This is a genomic window from Rhizobium sp. OAE497 (genome assembly GCF_040546565.1).
Taxonomy (GTDB): domain Bacteria; phylum Pseudomonadota; class Alphaproteobacteria; order Rhizobiales; family Rhizobiaceae; genus Rhizobium.
Genome location: NZ_JBEPOA010000001.1, coordinates 1,806,887 through 1,823,060, shown reverse-complemented (window position 1 = coordinate 1,823,060; position 16,174 = coordinate 1,806,887). Strand labels below are relative to the sequence as shown.

The 16,174-nt window shown below is 61.9% G+C and carries 15 protein-coding genes and 2 pseudogenes; 6 read left to right on the top strand and 11 right to left on the bottom strand.

The features are described 5' to 3' along the window. Nucleotide 1: 1 nt before the first annotated feature. From tgt to coaD, 5 genes are all read right to left on the bottom strand, one after another. Complete coding sequence (tgt, locus tag ABIE40_RS09435) at nucleotides 2-1,132, bottom strand: tRNA guanosine(34) transglycosylase Tgt (protein ID WP_199629282.1); 1,131 nt, start codon at nucleotides 1,130-1,132, stop codon at nucleotides 2-4. Continuing rightward, on the bottom strand, nucleotides 1,129-2,214 hold the full coding sequence (queA, locus tag ABIE40_RS09430; protein ID WP_199629283.1) for a tRNA preQ1(34) S-adenosylmethionine ribosyltransferase-isomerase QueA: 1,086 nt from the start codon (nucleotides 2,212-2,214) through the stop codon (nucleotides 1,129-1,131). The genes tgt and queA overlap by 4 nt, the downstream gene beginning before the upstream one ends. 72 nt (nucleotides 2,215-2,286) lie before the next feature. Continuing rightward, entirely contained in the window at nucleotides 2,287-2,796 is a 510-nt protein-coding gene (locus ABIE40_RS09425; protein ID WP_199629284.1) for a peptidylprolyl isomerase, read from the bottom strand. 43 nt (nucleotides 2,797-2,839) lie between these two features. Continuing rightward, nucleotides 2,840-3,400, bottom strand: a complete 561-nt coding sequence (locus ABIE40_RS09420; RefSeq protein ID WP_130278331.1) for a peptidylprolyl isomerase — start codon at nucleotides 3,398-3,400, stop codon at nucleotides 2,840-2,842. Between the two features lie 28 nt (nucleotides 3,401-3,428). Further along, a complete protein-coding gene (gene coaD / locus ABIE40_RS09415; RefSeq protein WP_199629285.1) occupies nucleotides 3,429-3,923 on the bottom strand; it encodes a pantetheine-phosphate adenylyltransferase in 495 nt (164 codons plus the stop codon). Nucleotides 3,924-4,015: 92 nt separating this feature from the next. On the opposite strand from coaD, the pseudogene ABIE40_RS09410 reads away from it, so the two are divergent. From ABIE40_RS09410 to ABIE40_RS09400, 3 genes and pseudogenes are all read left to right on the top strand, one after another. Further along, a pseudogene (locus tag ABIE40_RS09410) lies at nucleotides 4,016-4,291 on the top strand (hypothetical protein). 139 nt (nucleotides 4,292-4,430) lie between these two features. Beyond that, complete coding sequence (locus ABIE40_RS09405) at nucleotides 4,431-4,586, top strand: hypothetical protein (protein WP_165402599.1); 156 nt, start codon at nucleotides 4,431-4,433, stop codon at nucleotides 4,584-4,586. A gap of 33 nt (nucleotides 4,587-4,619) precedes the next feature. Then, on the top strand, nucleotides 4,620-4,754 hold the full coding sequence (locus ABIE40_RS09400; protein ID WP_281438207.1) for a hypothetical protein: 135 nt from the start codon (nucleotides 4,620-4,622) through the stop codon (nucleotides 4,752-4,754). Nucleotides 4,755-4,846: 92 nt separating this feature from the next. Here ABIE40_RS09400 and ABIE40_RS09395 read toward each other — a convergent pair whose 3' ends face one another. From ABIE40_RS09395 to gyrA, 5 genes are all read right to left on the bottom strand, one after another. Continuing rightward, nucleotides 4,847-5,146: a hypothetical protein gene (locus ABIE40_RS09395; RefSeq protein ID WP_354540989.1), complete on the bottom strand. Its 300-nt coding sequence runs from the start codon at nucleotides 5,144-5,146 to the stop codon at nucleotides 4,847-4,849. A 14-nt stretch (nucleotides 5,147-5,160) separates the two neighbouring features. Further along, nucleotides 5,161-6,231, bottom strand: a complete 1,071-nt coding sequence (locus ABIE40_RS09390; protein ID WP_199629286.1) for a hypothetical protein — start codon at nucleotides 6,229-6,231, stop codon at nucleotides 5,161-5,163. Beyond that, the gene (locus ABIE40_RS09385) at nucleotides 6,231-6,638 is read right to left on the bottom strand and encodes a hypothetical protein (RefSeq protein WP_112711953.1); all 408 of its coding nucleotides are present in this window, start codon (nucleotides 6,636-6,638) and stop codon (nucleotides 6,231-6,233) included. Before ABIE40_RS09385 ends, ABIE40_RS09390 begins: the two co-directional genes overlap by 1 nt. A gap of 9 nt (nucleotides 6,639-6,647) precedes the next feature. Then, a complete protein-coding gene (locus ABIE40_RS09380) occupies nucleotides 6,648-8,141 on the bottom strand; it encodes an FAD-binding oxidoreductase (protein WP_199629287.1) in 1,494 nt (497 codons plus the stop codon). A 104-nt stretch (nucleotides 8,142-8,245) separates the two neighbouring features. Continuing rightward, nucleotides 8,246-11,059 carry a DNA gyrase subunit A gene (gene gyrA, locus ABIE40_RS09375; RefSeq protein WP_130278335.1) on the bottom strand — a complete coding sequence of 938 codons (2,814 nt, stop codon included), beginning with the start codon at nucleotides 11,057-11,059 and terminating at the stop codon, nucleotides 8,246-8,248. 227 nt (nucleotides 11,060-11,286) lie between these two features. Here gyrA and ABIE40_RS09370 point away from each other — a divergent pair, with 227 nt between their 5' ends. Further along, nucleotides 11,287-11,934, top strand: coding sequence for a MarC family protein (locus tag ABIE40_RS09370; RefSeq protein WP_112711885.1), 648 nt, complete (start codon nucleotides 11,287-11,289; stop codon nucleotides 11,932-11,934). A gap of 49 nt (nucleotides 11,935-11,983) precedes the next feature. Here ABIE40_RS09370 and ABIE40_RS09365 read toward each other — a convergent pair. Then, nucleotides 11,984-12,539, bottom strand: a pseudogene (locus ABIE40_RS09365) (single-stranded DNA-binding protein). Between the two features lie 252 nt (nucleotides 12,540-12,791). On the opposite strand from ABIE40_RS09365, the gene uvrA reads away from it, so the two are divergent. Continuing rightward, a complete protein-coding gene (uvrA, locus tag ABIE40_RS09360) occupies nucleotides 12,792-15,716 on the top strand; it encodes an excinuclease ABC subunit UvrA (protein WP_199629288.1) in 2,925 nt (974 codons plus the stop codon). A gap of 1 nt (nucleotide 15,717) precedes the next feature. Then, entirely contained in the window at nucleotides 15,718-16,170 is a 453-nt protein-coding gene (locus tag ABIE40_RS09355) for a GNAT family N-acetyltransferase (RefSeq protein WP_199629289.1), read from the top strand. Nucleotides 16,171-16,174 lie beyond the last annotated feature (4 nt).

Genomic DNA, 16,174 nt, shown 5'->3' with positions numbered 1-16,174 from the left:
CTTAAACGGGATCGAGATCGCCCCTCGCCCACTCGTCCATCGTCTCGGCCATGAAATCGGCGAAGCGGCCTTCGGCGATTGCCTTGCGGATGCCCTGCATCAGTTCCTGATAGTAGTTCAGGTTATGCCAGGAGAGCAGCATGCCGCCGAGCGCCTCGTTGGCGCGGACGAGGTGGTGCAGGTAGGCGCGGGAGTAATCACGCGTCGCCGGGCAGGTCGACTGGTCGTCGAGCGGGCGCATATCCTCGGCGTGGCGGGCATTGCGGATATTGACCTTGCCGCGGCGGGTGAAGGCGAGACCGTGACGGCCGGAACGGGTCGGCATCACGCAGTCGAACATGTCGATGCCGCGGGCGACCGACTTCAGCATGTCATCCGGCGTGCCGACGCCCATCAGATAGCGCGGCTTTTCGGTCGGCAGAACGGGGAGCGTCGTGTCGAGCATGCGCAGCATGACGTCCTGCGGCTCGCCGACGGCGAGGCCACCGACGGCATATCCCTTGAGGTCGAGCTGGGCCAGCGCTTCGGCTGAGCGGATACGCAGGTTCGGCTGGTCACCGCCCTGGACGATGCCGAACATCGCCTTGCCCGGCTGGTTGCCGAAAGCCACCTTGCAGCGCTCGGCCCAGCGCAGCGAGAGCTCCATGGCACGCTCGATCTCGCGCGGTTCGGCGGGAAGCGCCACGCATTCGTCGAGCTGCATCTGGATATCGGAACCGAGCAGGCCCTGGATCTCGATCGAGCGCTCCGGCGACATATGATGCAGGCTGCCGTCGACATGCGACTTGAAGGTCACGCCCTGTTCGTCGAGCTTGCGCAGACCGGAAAGCGACATGACCTGGAAGCCACCGGAGTCCGTCAGGATCGGGTGTTCCCAGCGGATCAGCTTGTGCAGGCCGCCGAGGCGGGCGACGCGCTCGGCGCCCGGGCGCAGCATCAGGTGATAGGTGTTGCCGAGAATGATATCGGCGCCGGTGTCACGCACCTGGTCGAGATACATCGCCTTGACGGTGCCGACGGTACCGACGGGCATGAAGGCCGGCGTGCGGATCGTGCCGCGCGGCATGGAGATTTCACCAAGGCGGGCGCCGCCATCGGTTTTCTTGAGGGTGAACTGGAAGTTCTCGGTCATCTGTCGTTCCGGAAAAGAAGGCTCGAGTCGCCGTAGGAATAGAAGCGATAGCCTGTCGAAATGGCGTGTTCGTAAGCCGCGTGCATGGTCTCGAAACCGGCAAAGGCGGAGACAAGCATGAACAGCGTCGAGCGCGGTAGGTGGAAATTGGTCATCAGCATATCGACCGCCTTGAAGCGGTAGCCCGGTGTGATGAAGATGCCGGTGGCACCGGCCCAGGGCAGGATTTCGCCGCTGTCGGCCGCCGCACTCTCGATCAGGCGCAGCGACGTGGTGCCGACGCAGACGATGCGCCCGCCCCTCGCCCTGACGGCGTTGAGCTTGGCCGCAATCTCCTCGGTCACATAACCGCTTTCGAGATGCATCTTGTGATCGTCGGTGTCATCGGCCTTCACCGGCAGAAAGGTTCCGGCGCCGACATGCAGCGTCACGAAATGGCGTTCGATGCCGGCCTTGTCGAGAGCGGCAAAGAGCTCCGGCGTGAAATGTAGGCCGGCCGTTGGTGCGGCGACAGCGCCTTCTTCGCGGGCGTAGATCGTCTGGTAGTCGGCGCGGTCGCGGTCATCTTCCGGGCGTTTGGCAGCGATGTAGGGCGGCAGCGGGATATGGCCGACCGACGCGATCGCTTCGTCGAGCGCCGGACCCGAGAGATCGAATGCGAGTGTCACCTCGCCGGCATCCCCCTTCTCGACGACGGTGCAATCGAGCTGGCCGAGAGAGCAGCTTTCGCCGCTATGACCGAAGGCGATGCGATCGCCTTCCTTGATGCGCTTGCCGGGCTTTGCGAAGGCCTTCCAGCGGTTGGCGCCGACACGCATGTGCAGCGTCGCCGAAACCTGCTGGCCGCCCGCTCCTTCGCGATGGCGGATGCCCTCGAGCTGCGCGGGAATGACCTTGGTGTCGTTGAAAACCAGCGCATCGCCGGGCTTCAGAAAATTCGGGAGATCGCGAACAATATGGTCGCTCAGCACCTCACCCGCGGACGCATCGACGACCAGCAGGCGCGCGCTGTCGCGCGGCTCGGCGGGCCTCAGGGCAATCCGCTCATCCGGCAGGTCGAAATCGAAAAGGTCTACGCGCATCGGGGTACTTTCAGGCAAAGCGAAACCCGCCCCACGTTCTCACGCAAGGGCGGGTTCCGTCAGAAATCACAATCAGACGTCGGCGGCAACCCGCATCGAGACGATCGAATCCGGGTCTACGACCGGCTCGCCCTTCTTGATCTTGTCGACGTTGTCCATGCCTTCGATGACCTGGCCCCAGACGGAATACTGCTTGTTGAGCCACGGAGAATCCGCAAGGCAGATGAAGAACTGGCTGTTGGCCGAGTTCGGGTTCTGCGAGCGGGCCATCGAGCAAACGCCGCGAATATGCGGGGTGGCGGAGAATTCTGCCTTCAGGTCCGGCTTCTCGGAACCGCCCATGCCTGCACGGCCCGGGTTGAAGCTCTCGCTGCCCTTCTTGCCGAACTTCACGTCGCCGGTCTGGGCCATGAAGTCGTTGATGACGCGGTGGAAGACGACGCCGTCATAGGCCTTCTCGCGAGCGAGTTCCTTGATGCGGGCAACATGCTCAGGTGCCACCTGCGGCAGGAGCGCGATAACGACCTTGCCCTTGGTGGTTTCCAGGATGATGGTGTTTTCGGGATCCTTGATCTCGGCCATTGTTATTCTCCTCGTTCTTCTTGTGGAATGATGTGGCTGCCGGTCACTTGCCGACAGTTACCTTGACCATGCGGTCGGGATTGCTGACTTCGCCGTTCTGGCCTTCGCCCTTCTTGATCTTGTCGACGAATTCCATGCCGGAAACGACCTTGCCGACGACCGTGTACTGGCCGTTCAGGAAGGAGCCGTCAGCGAACATGATGAAAAACTGCGAGTTGGCCGAATCCGGATCCTGCGAGCGGGCCATGCCGACCGTGCCGCGCACGAAAGGCGTCTTGGAGAACTCGGCCGGGATGTTCGGAAGATCGGAACCGCCGGTGCCTGCGAGGCTCGGGTCGAAGCCCTTCGACATGTTGCCATACTGGACGTCGCCAGTCTGGGCCATGAAACCGTCGATGACGCGGTGGAAGGCGACGTTGTCATAGGCGCCCTTCTTGGCCAGCGCTTCGATCTGGGCAACGTGCTTCGGCGCAACGTCGGGAGCGAGCTGGATGACGACGGGGCCGTCCTTCAGCTGGATGGTGAGCGTGTCGGCTGCAAGGGCGTCGCCAACGAAGGACGCGACATAGAGCACGGCGGCAAAGGCAACATAAAAGAGTTTCATTGTAGCTCCGGTGCGGCGGAAAACCGCCTCAAGATTTGCGCTTGGATTGAAGGGCTTTAAGAACTGCGGCCGGTACGAAGGCGCTGACATCTCCACCCATGGCGGCGATTTGGCGGACCAATGTGGCGGTTATGGGCCGCGATGCCGTTCCGGCCGGCAGAAAGATGGTCTGGATATCCGGCGCCATCTGCCGGTTCATGCCGGCCATCTGCATTTCATAGTCGAGATCGGTGCCGTCGCGCAGCCCGCGGATCAGCAGCGATGCCTTATGCTTGCGCGCCGCATCGACGACGAGATTATCGAAAGAGACGACCTCGATGCCGGCAGCCCTCTGCGGCAGGATTTCGGTGAGCGACTGGCGGATGAGATCGGCGCGCTCCTCGAAGGAAAACAGCGGCGCCTTGCCCGGATGAATACCGATCGCAACGATGACTTTTTCGGCGACGTTCAGCGCCTGAACAAGTACATCCATATGTCCGTTGGTGATCGGGTCGAAGGACCCCGGATAAAAAGCAAGCGTCATGGGACCCGGCCGTTTCGTTCGTTGCCTTTTGTCATGGATACCCCTTTACCGCAAGTCATTTGGCATGCCGATGCCGGGTGCGTGAACGGCTGATGAATGGGTCGTTCAAGGCCGTTTCAGATGCGATCTGCATAATCAAAATCATCAACGCAGCCGATGCCATTCCGGCATCCGGCTCTCCCCGGAAGTCACTTCGATGCTCATGCTCCTGATCGCCCTTGCCGTCATCATCTCCCTTATCGGCGAAGTGGCCTATGGGCTTCTCAAGGAGAAGTACGAGGTACGCTGGGTACGCCCGGAGGTCAGCGAGCACTATGCACTGATGCGCCAGCTCGGCCGGCTGCGGTGAAAACGGGCCTCGAATCTGAACGCCAGATGAACGAGGCATTCAAGGTCGCTTCAGACCAAGCTTAGTAAACGACACGTCAACATCCCGCGGAACCATTTCCAGGCGGATGCATTTAAACACCGAAGCGTAGATGCGATACGCGCAAGAAGGAAAAGAAGATGCCCGATAAGATTACCGTCATTAACGTTTTCTGGATGGCAATGATTACGGGAATGCTTACTGCAACTGTCGCACTCTATGACCAGAAGCCTGATACGTCCAAGGTATATGGCCCTTACGCCGCTGCCCGCACGGCAATCGTAAGCCAGTACTGAGGAACGTGAACGCAACTTCGGAAAGGATTGCCCATGTTCACGATTTTGACCGTTCTGACCGCCCTCATCAGCGTAATGTTCATCGTGTCCGTGGCGTCAACGATTTCCGCCCTTCGCCGTGAAAGCGAAGAGGTGAAGGCTTACAACGAAAAGCGCATCACTTTCTAAAGCCAGTTCCCCTGCCCTGAGCGCATTCCCCTCCGCGCTCGGGCAATTCAAAAAGCCGGACGCCTTCCCCGCGTCCGGCTTTTTCTTTGTCCTTATGCCGGGCGATAGGCGAGGCAGCCGCTCTTGCGGTAAGGCAGCACGAGGATTGCTCCCGATGCATAGAGCTTGCGGACGTAATCGGGGCTTTCACCACGCACCACAGCAAAGACCGATCCCCAGCGCAGCAGCTTGACGCCATCAGGAAGGCTCGCCGGGCTGCCGGGCGGGCGGAAGACCATGGCGGCAGGCGCCTCCCCGGTTGCGGCGAAGATGCCGGCAAACAGCATGAAGACGGCGCAGAGGATGATGAGAGCCGTCACACCCGTTCTTGCGATCCGCCGTGTCCATTCCATCACCGCACTCCCTTTCAGAAGTCGAATATATGCTCGATGCCGGGATCCGCAATCGGCCGGTCGCGCAGCAGCTGGGCGAGATCGGTGATCCTGACCAGAACCAGCAGGCGGTCGCTATCGAAGCCGGCGCGCGGGAAACGGGCGATCAGCTCGCCGGGCGGCGGCGCCTGATCGCTCGCCGGTGCGGTCAGCGACACCATGATCTGGTCATTTCCGGCAATCTCCCGGACATTTCCGCCCGCCTTGGCGATGTCGGAGACAATATGGGTGAAACGGTCGTAGCGCGGTGTTTCTATGAGGATGCCATTGGCACTCTCGGAAACGACGCGGACATCGGGCATTGCCGACAGTGCCTCGGCCGACATGCCTGAAACAACAGAGAAGATCGTCAGCTTGGCCTCGCCGGTGGCTGCCACCGCATCGGCGATCACTCCGGCATAGGCGATCTTCGCCTTCCATTCACCGCCGAGCGCCAGGCGACGTTCCCAACCGCGCACGGGCTCATCGACGGGTGCCGCCCAGAGCTTGTCGATCTGCGGCTGGAAGGGATATTTGTACCAGGGCGTTTGGCGCAGGAAGGCGGCGTAATCGATCGCCATGTCGCGGGCGACACTATCCTGCGGCGTCTTCTGATCGCCACGCCAATAGGCGGTCAGCCGCCCCAGCGTTTCTTCATAGGCAGCCTTCAGGCCCATTTCGAGGGTGAAGGAGACACCGATCGTCGCGACCATCATGCGCGTCTGCGTGTCGGCGCCGCCGTGGCGGTCGGCGATCGCCGTCAGTGCACAATCGGCCTTCCAGAAATCCTTGACGCTGGCGAGATAATCGAAGCGGTATTCGTCGCCCGTCTTCAGGACCTCGGCGAGACCGTCATAGGCATAGACGATATGCCATTCGGGATAGGTCAGGAAGGTATTGGCCTCCTCGCGGCGCATGGCCGGATCGCGGATCAGCGGGCTGTAGCTATCTGCCTGCGGATCGGCATGGCAGAAGGTCTCGACATAGGCGGCAGGGCTCAGAAGGAGGAGCACAACCACGACGATGGCGGCGACGAACAATGCAAGGATCTTGAAAGCCCGGCGCATCAGCGCGCCTCACTGCGGAAGATGTAGCTCGATGCGATCGCTGCGCCGCCAAGGAAGAGATGCGGCAGGTTTGCGAGGATCTTGAAGCCGAACGGCAGGTCCTGGATGCCGTAATTGACGATGCCGAGATCGAGATAGCCGGAGCCGGTGATCAGGCCGAGCAGGCCATCGGTGAAATAGAGCAGGCCGAAATAGAAGAGGAAGAAGCGCGAGGCTCGCACCGAGAGATAGGCAGCGATCGCAGCCCAGAGCGCAGAAGCCAGATGCAGGCTGTCGTCATAGATATCGAGCGCGAAGATGCCGAAGGCCCTGCCCTCGGCATCCGTCAGGCCGGGAATGTAATTCAGCGCTGCGGCAAACAGCAGCGCCACGGTGTAAAGCCCGGCAATCAGTCGAAGCTTGCTCATCATTCCCCCTCAGATCTTGCCCAGATAGTTATCCCAGAAGCGGTTGCGGAACAGCAGACCGGGATCGGCCTTGCGTTTCACCGCAGCGAAATCACCTGCCCGGACATAGGCTCGCTGCAGCTGGTCGAGGCGCGCATGAGGCCGGTACGGCAGATAATAGCTGCCGCCGATGGCGATGACGCGTTCGATCAGCGCCTCGGTCATTCGCGCCATATCGGCTTCACCGCGCACGGTCTTTTCCTGCGAAAACAGCATGACGGCGGCAATGCGCGGCTCTGTTGCATAGGCGAGGACACTGTCGCTATCCGTATTCACATAACGTAGCGTGATATTCAGCAGCTGCTGATAAGAGGCCGGGATAACCTCCTGGCAGGCCGTGACAAAATCGGCAAAGCGCGATGGCGAGACGAAATATTCGTGCAGGATATCGGTGCGTGTCGGATCGCGGTCGTCGAGGGTGATGACGGGTTCGTTCATCAGGCTGTTGCGGGTCGATGCGGCAGCGATCTGCGGGTTCAGCACCGCCTCCGTCCACCAGCGCATATGCTTGACGCCGTCCGAGCCGAGCTGGCGGCGGAAGATTTCGCGCGAGACGTGGCTGATAAGACCGGAGCCCGTCGCCGCCGGGATATTCGACTGATCGGCCGAGGGGCGATAGGTGATCAGCAACGCATCTTCGAAGAAGCGGTCGAGCGAGATATCCATGCGGCCATAGGCCATCTGGATTGTGGGATCGGACGCAAGGACCTCGGCAAAGCGGCGGCCGATATCCTCGCCGGCCAGATGCTCGAAACTCGGGTCCAGCAAGGTATTCGGCACCATGTCGAGCTCAAGTTCTGTAATGACGCCGAACAGGCCGTAGCCGCCCATCGCGTGATTGAAGAGCTCGGTATTTTCAGTGCGCGAGCAGGTCAGCAGATTGCCATCGGCCGTCATCATCTTCATCGAGCGCACGGTGCTGCCACAGCCGCTGAAGGGTACGGGCCAGCCGTGCGCATTGACGGAAAAAGTGCTGGCGACGCCGAAGTCGTTGTTCGATTGCATGACGGCGGGCGAAAAGCCGATCGCATCGAGCTTGCGGATGATCGTCGACCAGCGGGCACCGGCTGCAACGCGATAGGTCTTGGCCGAGGTATCGGCCTCCAGCCAATCCTGATCGAGGGTCAGCGCCGTTCCGTTCAGCGGCAGGCTATGACCACCCATGGAATGACGCGCGGCGCTGGCGGCGAACGATTGACCGTTGCTGCGGGCGTCGGCAAGCGCCGCACGGAGCTTGCCGATCAACACGTCCTGCGGCGGCTCGTTAAAGGTCAGATGCTGGGCGACCGGGGTCGGTGAAAGCTCGCCCGCGTCGTTGAGGATGGTGGCGCTTGAGGAAACATCGTCTTCTGGCGGGAAAGCCGGACCAGGATCGCTCGCCGGCGTCAGAAGATACTGCCCTGCAACGGCGCCAGCGATCGCCGAGCCCGCAACGAGAACGCCGCGCCGCGTCCAATTCCCCATGATTCCCTCGCCCTAAAATCAACTCAGACTAGCAGGAATCTCTTTAGCGCATAAAAAAACCGGGCGGCAGGGGCCGCCCGGTTTTCCAGCCAAAGCCGGTTAAATTATTCTTCCGTGGAAGATGAAGGTTCGTCGCCTTCGGTTGCCGGAGGCACTGCGCCGGCTTCGATCGGCGTTTCGTTGGTGATCTCACCAACGTCTTCGCTGTCGTCTTCCGGTTCGCTGATGCGCTCGACCGAAACCACCTTCTCATCCTTGGCGGTCGAGAAGATCGTGACGCCCTTCGTCGCACGGCTGGCGATGCGGATGCCGCCGACCGGAACACGGATCAACTGGCCACCATCGGAGACGAGCATGATCTGGTCGCCGTCATCAACCGGGAAGGCAGCGACGAGTGCGCCGATTTCGCCCGTCTTCGACGTGTCGGTGGCGCGGATACCCTTGCCGCCGCGGCCGGAGATACGGAAGTCGTAAGACGATGAACGCTTGCCGTAGCCCTTTTCGGAGACCGTCAGCACGAACTGCTCGCGTGCCTTCAGCTCTTCATAGCGCTCGTCGTTAAGCTGTCCCTCTTCGGTGACTTCCTCGCCGACGAGAGCGATATCCTCTTCGTCGACGCCGGTTGCGCGACGCTCTGCAGCGGAACGCTTCAGATAGGCAGCACGTTCCCACGGCTCGGCATCGACATGGCCGACGATCGTCATCGAGATGATGCTGTCGCCATCGCCGAGGTTGATACCGCGCACACCGATCGAGTTGCGGCCGGCAAAGACGCGGACGTCATCGACCGGGAAGCGGATGCACTGGCCGAGCGCCGTGGTCAGAAGCACGTCGTCGTGCTCGGTGCAGGTCTCGACGGAGAGGATTTCATCGCCCTCCTCTTCCAGCTTCATGGCGATCTTGCCGTTGCGGTTCACCTGGACGAAATCCGACAACTTGTTGCGGCGAACCGTGCCGCGCGTCGTCGAGAACATCACGTCGAGGCTTTCCCAGCTGTCCTCATCCTCGGGCAGCGGCAGGATCGTGGTGATGCGTTCGCCGGGTGCCAGCGGCAGCATGTTGATGAGCGCCTTGCCGCGCGAGGTCGGCGTGCCGATCGGCAGGCGCCAGACCTTTTCCTTGTAGACGATACCGCGCGAGGAGAAGAACAGAACGGGCGTATGCGTATTGACCACAAATAGCCGGCTAACAAAATCTTCGTCGCGGGTGGTCATGCCGGAGCGGCCCTTGCCGCCGCGGCGCTGCGCACGGTAGGTCGTCAGCGGCACGCGCTTGATGTAGCCGAGATGCGAGACGGTCACGACCATGTCTTCGCGGGCGATGAGGTCTTCATCGTCCATTTCGAGACCGCCATCGATGATCTCGGTGCGGCGCGGTGTGCCGAACTCGTCGCGAACTGCGCCCAGCTCTTCCTTGACGATGGTCATGATGCGAATGCGCGACGACAGAATATCGAGGTAATCCTTGATTTCTTCGCCGATCTTGTTGAGTTCGTCGCCGATTTCGTCGCGGCCAAGCGCCGTCAGGCGGGCGAGACGCAGTTCGAGGATGGCGCGGGCCTGCTCTTCCGAGAGGTTATACGTCATGTCCTCGTTGATCCGGTGACGCGGATCGTCGATCAAACGGATCAGGCTTTCGACATCCGCTGCCGGCCAGCGGCGCGTCATCAGCTGTTCGCGTGCGGTCGCAGGATCCGGCGCCTGGCGGATGACGCGGATGACTTCGTCGATATTGGCAACCGAGATCGCCAGACCGACCAAGACGTGGGCGCGCTCACGCGCCTTGCGGAGCAGGAATTTCGTTCTCCGGCTAACGACCTCTTCGCGGAAGGCGACGAAGGCGCGGAGCATGTCGAGCAGGTTGAGCTGTTCCGGCTTGCCGCCGTTCAGCGCCACCATGTTGCAGCCGAAAGAGGTCTGCAGCGGCGTGTAGCGGTAGAGCTGATTGAGGATGACGTCGGCATTGGCGTCGCGCTTCAGCTCGACGACGACGCGGTAGCCCTGGCGGTCAGATTCGTCGCGCAGGTCGGAGATGCCCTCGATGCGCTTTTCGCGCACCAGCTCGGCCATCTTCTCGATCATCGTCGCCTTGTTCACCTGATAGGGGATTTCGGTGATGATGATCTGTTCGCGATCGCCGCGCATCGGCTCGATCGTGGCAACGCCGCGCATGACGACGGAACCGCGGCCCGTCTCATAGGCCGAGCGGATGCCGGAACGGCCGAGGATCTTGGCGCCGGTCGGGAAGTCCGGACCCGGGATGATCTGCATCAGATCCGGCAGCTCGATCGCCGGATTGTCGATCAGCGCAATACAGCCGTCGATGACTTCGACGAGATTGTGCGGCGGGATGTTGGTCGCCATGCCGACGGCGATGCCGCCTGCGCCGTTGACCAGCAGGTTCGGGAACTTCGCCGGCACCACCGACGGCTCGGAGAGCGTGCCATCGTAGTTGTCGCGGAAATCGACCGTTTCCTTGTCGAGGTCGTCGAGCAGCGAATGCGCGGCCTTTTCCAGGCGGCACTCGGTGTAGCGTTCGGCCGCCGGCGGGTCACCGTCGACAGAGCCGAAGTTGCCCTGGCCGTCGATCAGCGGCAGGCGAAGAGACCAATCCTGCGCCATACGGGCGAGCGCATCGTAGATCGCCGAGTTGCCGTGCGGATGGTATTTACCCATCACGTCACCGGTTACGCGGGCGCATTTGACGTATTTCTTGTTCCAGTCGATGCCGAGCTCGGACATGCCGTAAAGGATGCGCCGGTGGACGGGCTTCAGGCCGTCGCGCACGTCAGGAAGCGCGCGGCTGACGATAACGCTCATCGCGTAATCGAGATAGGACCGCTGCATTTCCTCCATGATGGAGATGGGCTCGATGCCTGGCGGGAGCTTCCCGCCGCCTGGGGGTGTTTGTTCAGTCAAAACAGATCACGATCTCTTTGTAGAATCACTGAAAGATTTATAGCGGAAAGCCCCGTTCCGCGCCAATTTGAGCGGGAGTTTTGAACAGGCTTTTACGGCGGAAAGGCGGCAATTCTGGCGTTTTTGCGCCGGGAGGAGGCCTACGCGAAAACAGGCGGTTTGCCAAACGCGGGCAGTCGCTCCACAATCGCGAAAACCTCGCCCTCATATGGTGTTTTGGAGACCGAATGGCAAGCACCGACCAACTGATCAATGCCTTCACCACCCTGCTCGTGACCATCGATCCACCGGGGCTGGCGCCAATCTTTCTAGGGCTGACCGCTGGCATGAGCCGGCCCCAGCGCAAGCAGGTGGCGCTGCGCGGCTCGATGATCGCCTTCATCATCCTCGCGGTCTTCGCGCTGTTCGGCGCAGGCGTCCTCGGCGTGCTCGGCATATCGATGGGAGCCTTCCGCCTCGCTGGTGGCCTGCTGCTCTTCTGGATCGCCTTTGAAATGGTCTTTGAGAAGCGTCAGGACCGCAAGGAGAAGACCAGCGAAGTCGCCATCACCAAGGACCACATCCAGAATATCGCCGTCTTCCCGCTGGCAATCCCGCTGGTTGCCGGTCCGGGCGCGATCTCGGCGACGATCCTGCTCTCTGGTGCCTTCGCCTCGTCGATCGAGCGCGCGCAGCTGATCATCGTCATTGCCGCCAACCTGCTGATCACGCTGGGCGCCCTGCTCGTCGCCGACAGGCTCGACCGTTTCCTCGGCGCCACCGGCCGGGCGATCCTGACGCGGCTTCTCGGCGTCATCCTGGCGGCCCTGGCGGTGCAGTTCGTTGTCGATGGCGCCAAGGCGGCGCTCAATCTGATCAGCGCCACACCGGCCTAACAAAAACGGCGCCTCAAGGGGCGCCGTTTTCATTTGATCCGTCCGGTTCTCAGAACGGGATGTCGTCGTCGAGATCCCGCGAGAAGTTGCCGCCGCTACCGCCGCCACTGCTGCTGCCGCCCACGGCCGCCGCCGGAGGACTGCGAGGGCGCGCCGTAATCGTCGCCGTAGCCGCCACCGCCGCCACCATAGTCGTTGTTGTTGCCACGGCCGCCGCCACCGCCGAAGCCGGAGCTTGCGCCGCCGCCGTCACCACGGCCATCGAGCATCGTCAGCGTCGAGTTGAAACCCTGCAGCACGACTTCCGTCGAGTAGCGGTCCTGACCCTGCTGGTCCTGCCACTTGCGGGTCTGCAGCGCGCCTTCGATATAGAGCTTGGCGCCCTTCTTGACGTATTGCTCGACAACCTTGCAGAGGCCTTCGTTGAAGACGACGACAGTGTGCCATTCGGTCTTTTCGCGGCGTTCGCCGGAATTGCGGTCGCGCCACTGCTCAGAGGTCGCGATACGCAGGTTGGCGATCGGACGGCCGTCCTGGGTCCTGCGGATTTCGGGGTCGGCGCCCACGTTTCCGATCAGAATTACCTTGTTTACGCTACCAGCCATGCTTTTCACCTTACCTGCCGCCCTGCCCGGCGGCGCTTGAAACAATCGGTGTACCTTAAACTATAGAGCCCTTGCGAGGCGCGTCCATCGGGCCGTCATCCACAAGGAATTTTGTTCTTTCTTTGTTCTATTTATTCACTATGATCCTGTCAACAGAATCGAAAACCTTCTCCTACCCCGGATTTGAGCCTCGACTCGCCCGCGAGCATCACTAAATAAGGGGCTTCATCCAAGAGACCAAAGCAGAAGACGATGAGCGAACTGAAGACGATTTCCATCCGCGGCGCGCGTGAGCATAACTTGAAGGGCATCGACCTCGATCTGCCGCGCAACAAGCTTATCGTGATGACGGGCCTTTCAGGGTCCGGCAAATCCTCGCTGGCATTCGATACGATCTATGCCGAGGGGCAGCGGCGCTATGTCGAAAGCCTGTCGGCCTATGCACGCCAGTTCCTGGAAATGATGCAGAAGCCTGATGTCGACCAGATCGACGGCCTCTCGCCTGCCATCTCGATCGAGCAGAAGACGACATCGCGCAACCCGCGCTCGACGGTCGGCACGGTCACCGAGATCTACGACTATATGCGCCTGCTGTTTGCGCGCGTCGGCGTTCCCTACTCCCCGGCCACCGGCCTGCCGATCGAGAGCCAGACGGTCAGCCAGATGGTCGACCGCGTGCTCGCCTTCGAGGAGGGCACGCGTCTTTATATTCTGGCGCCGCTCGTGCGTGGCCGCAAGGGCGAGTACAAGAAGGAACTCGCTGAGCTCATGAAGAAGGGCTTCCAGCGCGTCAAGGTGGACGGTCAGTTCTACGAGATCGCCGACGTTCCCGCCCTCGACAAGAAGTACAAGCATGACATCGACGTCGTCGTCGACCGTATCGTCGTGCGCGCCGATATGTCCTCGCGCCTCGCCGACAGCCTTGAGACGTCGCTGAAGCTCGCCGATGGCCTGGCGGTCGCCGAGTTCGCCGACAAGCCGCTGCCGCCGGAGGAAACCGCTGCCGGCGGTTCGGCCAACAAGTCGCTGAACGAGACGCATGAGCGCGTGCTGTTCTCTGAAAAGTTCGCCTGCCCGGTTTCCGGCTTCACCATTCCGGAGATCGAGCCGCGGCTCTTCTCGTTCAACAACCCGGCCGGCGCCTGCCCGACCTGCGACGGTCTCGGCGCACAGCAGAAAATCGACGCCAACCTGATCATCCCGGAACCGGAGCGGACGCTGCGCGACGGCGCGATCGCGCCCTGGGCGAAGTCGTCTTCTCCTTATTACAATCAGACGCTGGAAGCGCTCGGCAAGCATTTCGGCTTCAAGCTCGGCAACCGCTGGAGCGATCTTTCCGCCAAGGCGCAGGATGTGATCCTGAACGGCACGGAAGAGAAGATCGAATTCCACTATGCCGATGGCGCGCGCTCCTACACGACGCACAAGACCTTCGAAGGCATCATCACCAATCTCGAGCGCCGCTGGAAGGAAACGGATTCCGCTTGGGCGCGCGAGGAGATCGAGCGCTTCATGTCGGCCGCCCCCTGCCCGTCCTGCGCCGGGTACCGGCTGAAGCCGGAAGCGCTGGCCGTCAAAATCGACAAGCTGCATATCGGCGAAGTCACGCAGATGTCGATCCGCGTCGCCCGCGACTGGTTCGAAGTGCTGCCGTCGCATTTTACGGCGAAGCAGAACGAGATCGCCGTGCGCATTCTCAAGGAGATCCGCGACCGCCTGCGCTTCCTGAACGATGTCGGCCTCGAATATCTGAGCCTGTCACGCAATTCGGGCACGCTATCGGGTGGCGAAAGCCAGCGCATTCGTCTGGCATCGCAGATCGGCTCGGGCCTGACGGGTGTGCTCTACGTTCTCGACGAACCGTCGATCGGCCTGCACCAGCGCGACAATGCCCGCCTGCTCGACACGCTGAAACACCTGCGCGACATCGGCAATACCGTGATCGTCGTCGAGCATGACGAGGACGCGATCCTGACCGCAGACGACGTGGTCGATATCGGCCCGGCTGCGGGCATTCACGGCGGCCAGGTCATCGCCCACGGCACGCCTCAGGACATCATGGCGAACCCGAAGTCGCTGACCGGCAAGTATCTATCCGGCGAACTCGGCGTTCCCGTGCCCGATGAGCGGCGCAAGCCGAAGAAGGGCAAGGAGATCAAGGTCGTCGGCGCGAGGGGCAACAACCTCAAGAACGTCACCGCCTCGATCCCGCTCGGCGTCTTCACGGCAGTCACCGGCGTTTCCGGCGGCGGCAAGTCCACATTCCTGATCGAGACGCTCTACAAGTCGGCGGCGCGCCGTGTCATGGGCGCGCGCGAAATCCCGGCCGATCACGATCGTATCGATGGCTTCGAGCATATCGACAAGGTGATCGATATCGACCAGTCCCCGATCGGCCGCACGCCGCGCTCGAACCCGGCGACCTATACCGGTGCCTTCACGCCGATCCGCGACTGGTTTGCCGGACTGCCGGAAGCCAAGGCGCGCGGCTATCAGCCGGGCCGCTTCTCGTTCAACGTCAAGGGTGGCCGCTGCGAGGCCTGCCAGGGCGACGGCGTCATCAAGATCGAGATGCACTTCCTGCCGGATGTCTACGTCACCTGCGACGTCTGCCACGGCAAGCGCTACAATCGCGAGACGCTCGACGTCACTTTCAAGGGCAAGTCGATCTCCGACGTGCTCGACATGACGGTCGAGGAAGGCGTCGAGTTCTTCGCTGCCGTTCCCGCGGTGCGCGACAAGCTGCAGTCGCTCTTCGATGTCGGCCTCGGCTATATCAAAGTCGGCCAGCAGGCGAATACGCTTTCGGGCGGTGAGGCGCAGCGCGTCAAGCTCGCCAAGGAACTGTCGAAGCGCTCGACCGGCCGCACGCTCTACATTCTCGACGAACCGACCACCGGCCTGCACTTCCACGACGTCGCCAAGCTCCTGGAAATGCTGCACGAGCTCGTCAACCAGGGCAATTCCGTCGTCGTCATCGAGCACAATCTCGAAGTCATCAAGACGGCCGACTGGGTGCTCGACTTCGGCCCCGAGGGCGGCGATGGCGGCGGCGAGATCGTCGCGACCGGCACGCCCGAGGCGATTGTCAAGGAGAAGCGCTCCTATACCGGCCAGTTCCTCAAGGAGCTGCTTGAGCGCCGCCCGGTGAAAAAGACGGTCGCGGCGGCCGAGTGAGATGCTGAGACAGGCGGCCGCTGACGATCTCGAAGTCGTGCGCCGCCTGACCATGGCGGCTTACGGCCCCTATGTCGCGGAGTTCGGCGGCGAGCCGCTGCCGATGCGTGAGGATTATGCGCCGCGGATCGCCAACGGCGAGGTGTGGCTGCTCGATATCGATGGCGAGCCTGGCGGGCTCGCTGTTCTTGAACGCCATGCGGATCACACGATGCTGTTCAGCATCGCCGTTTCGCCTGATCATCACAGCCGCGGGATCGGCCGTACGATCCTCGGCTGGGTGGAAGACAAGACGCGCGAATGGGAGCTGCCGGAAGTCAGGCTCTACACCAATGCGCGAATGGAGAGGAATATCGCGATCTACCGCGCCTTCGGCTTTCAGGAAACGGGTCGACGGCCGAACCCCTACCGGCCAGGATGGGTGATCGTCGACATGGCAAAGCAAATCGCCTGAACGG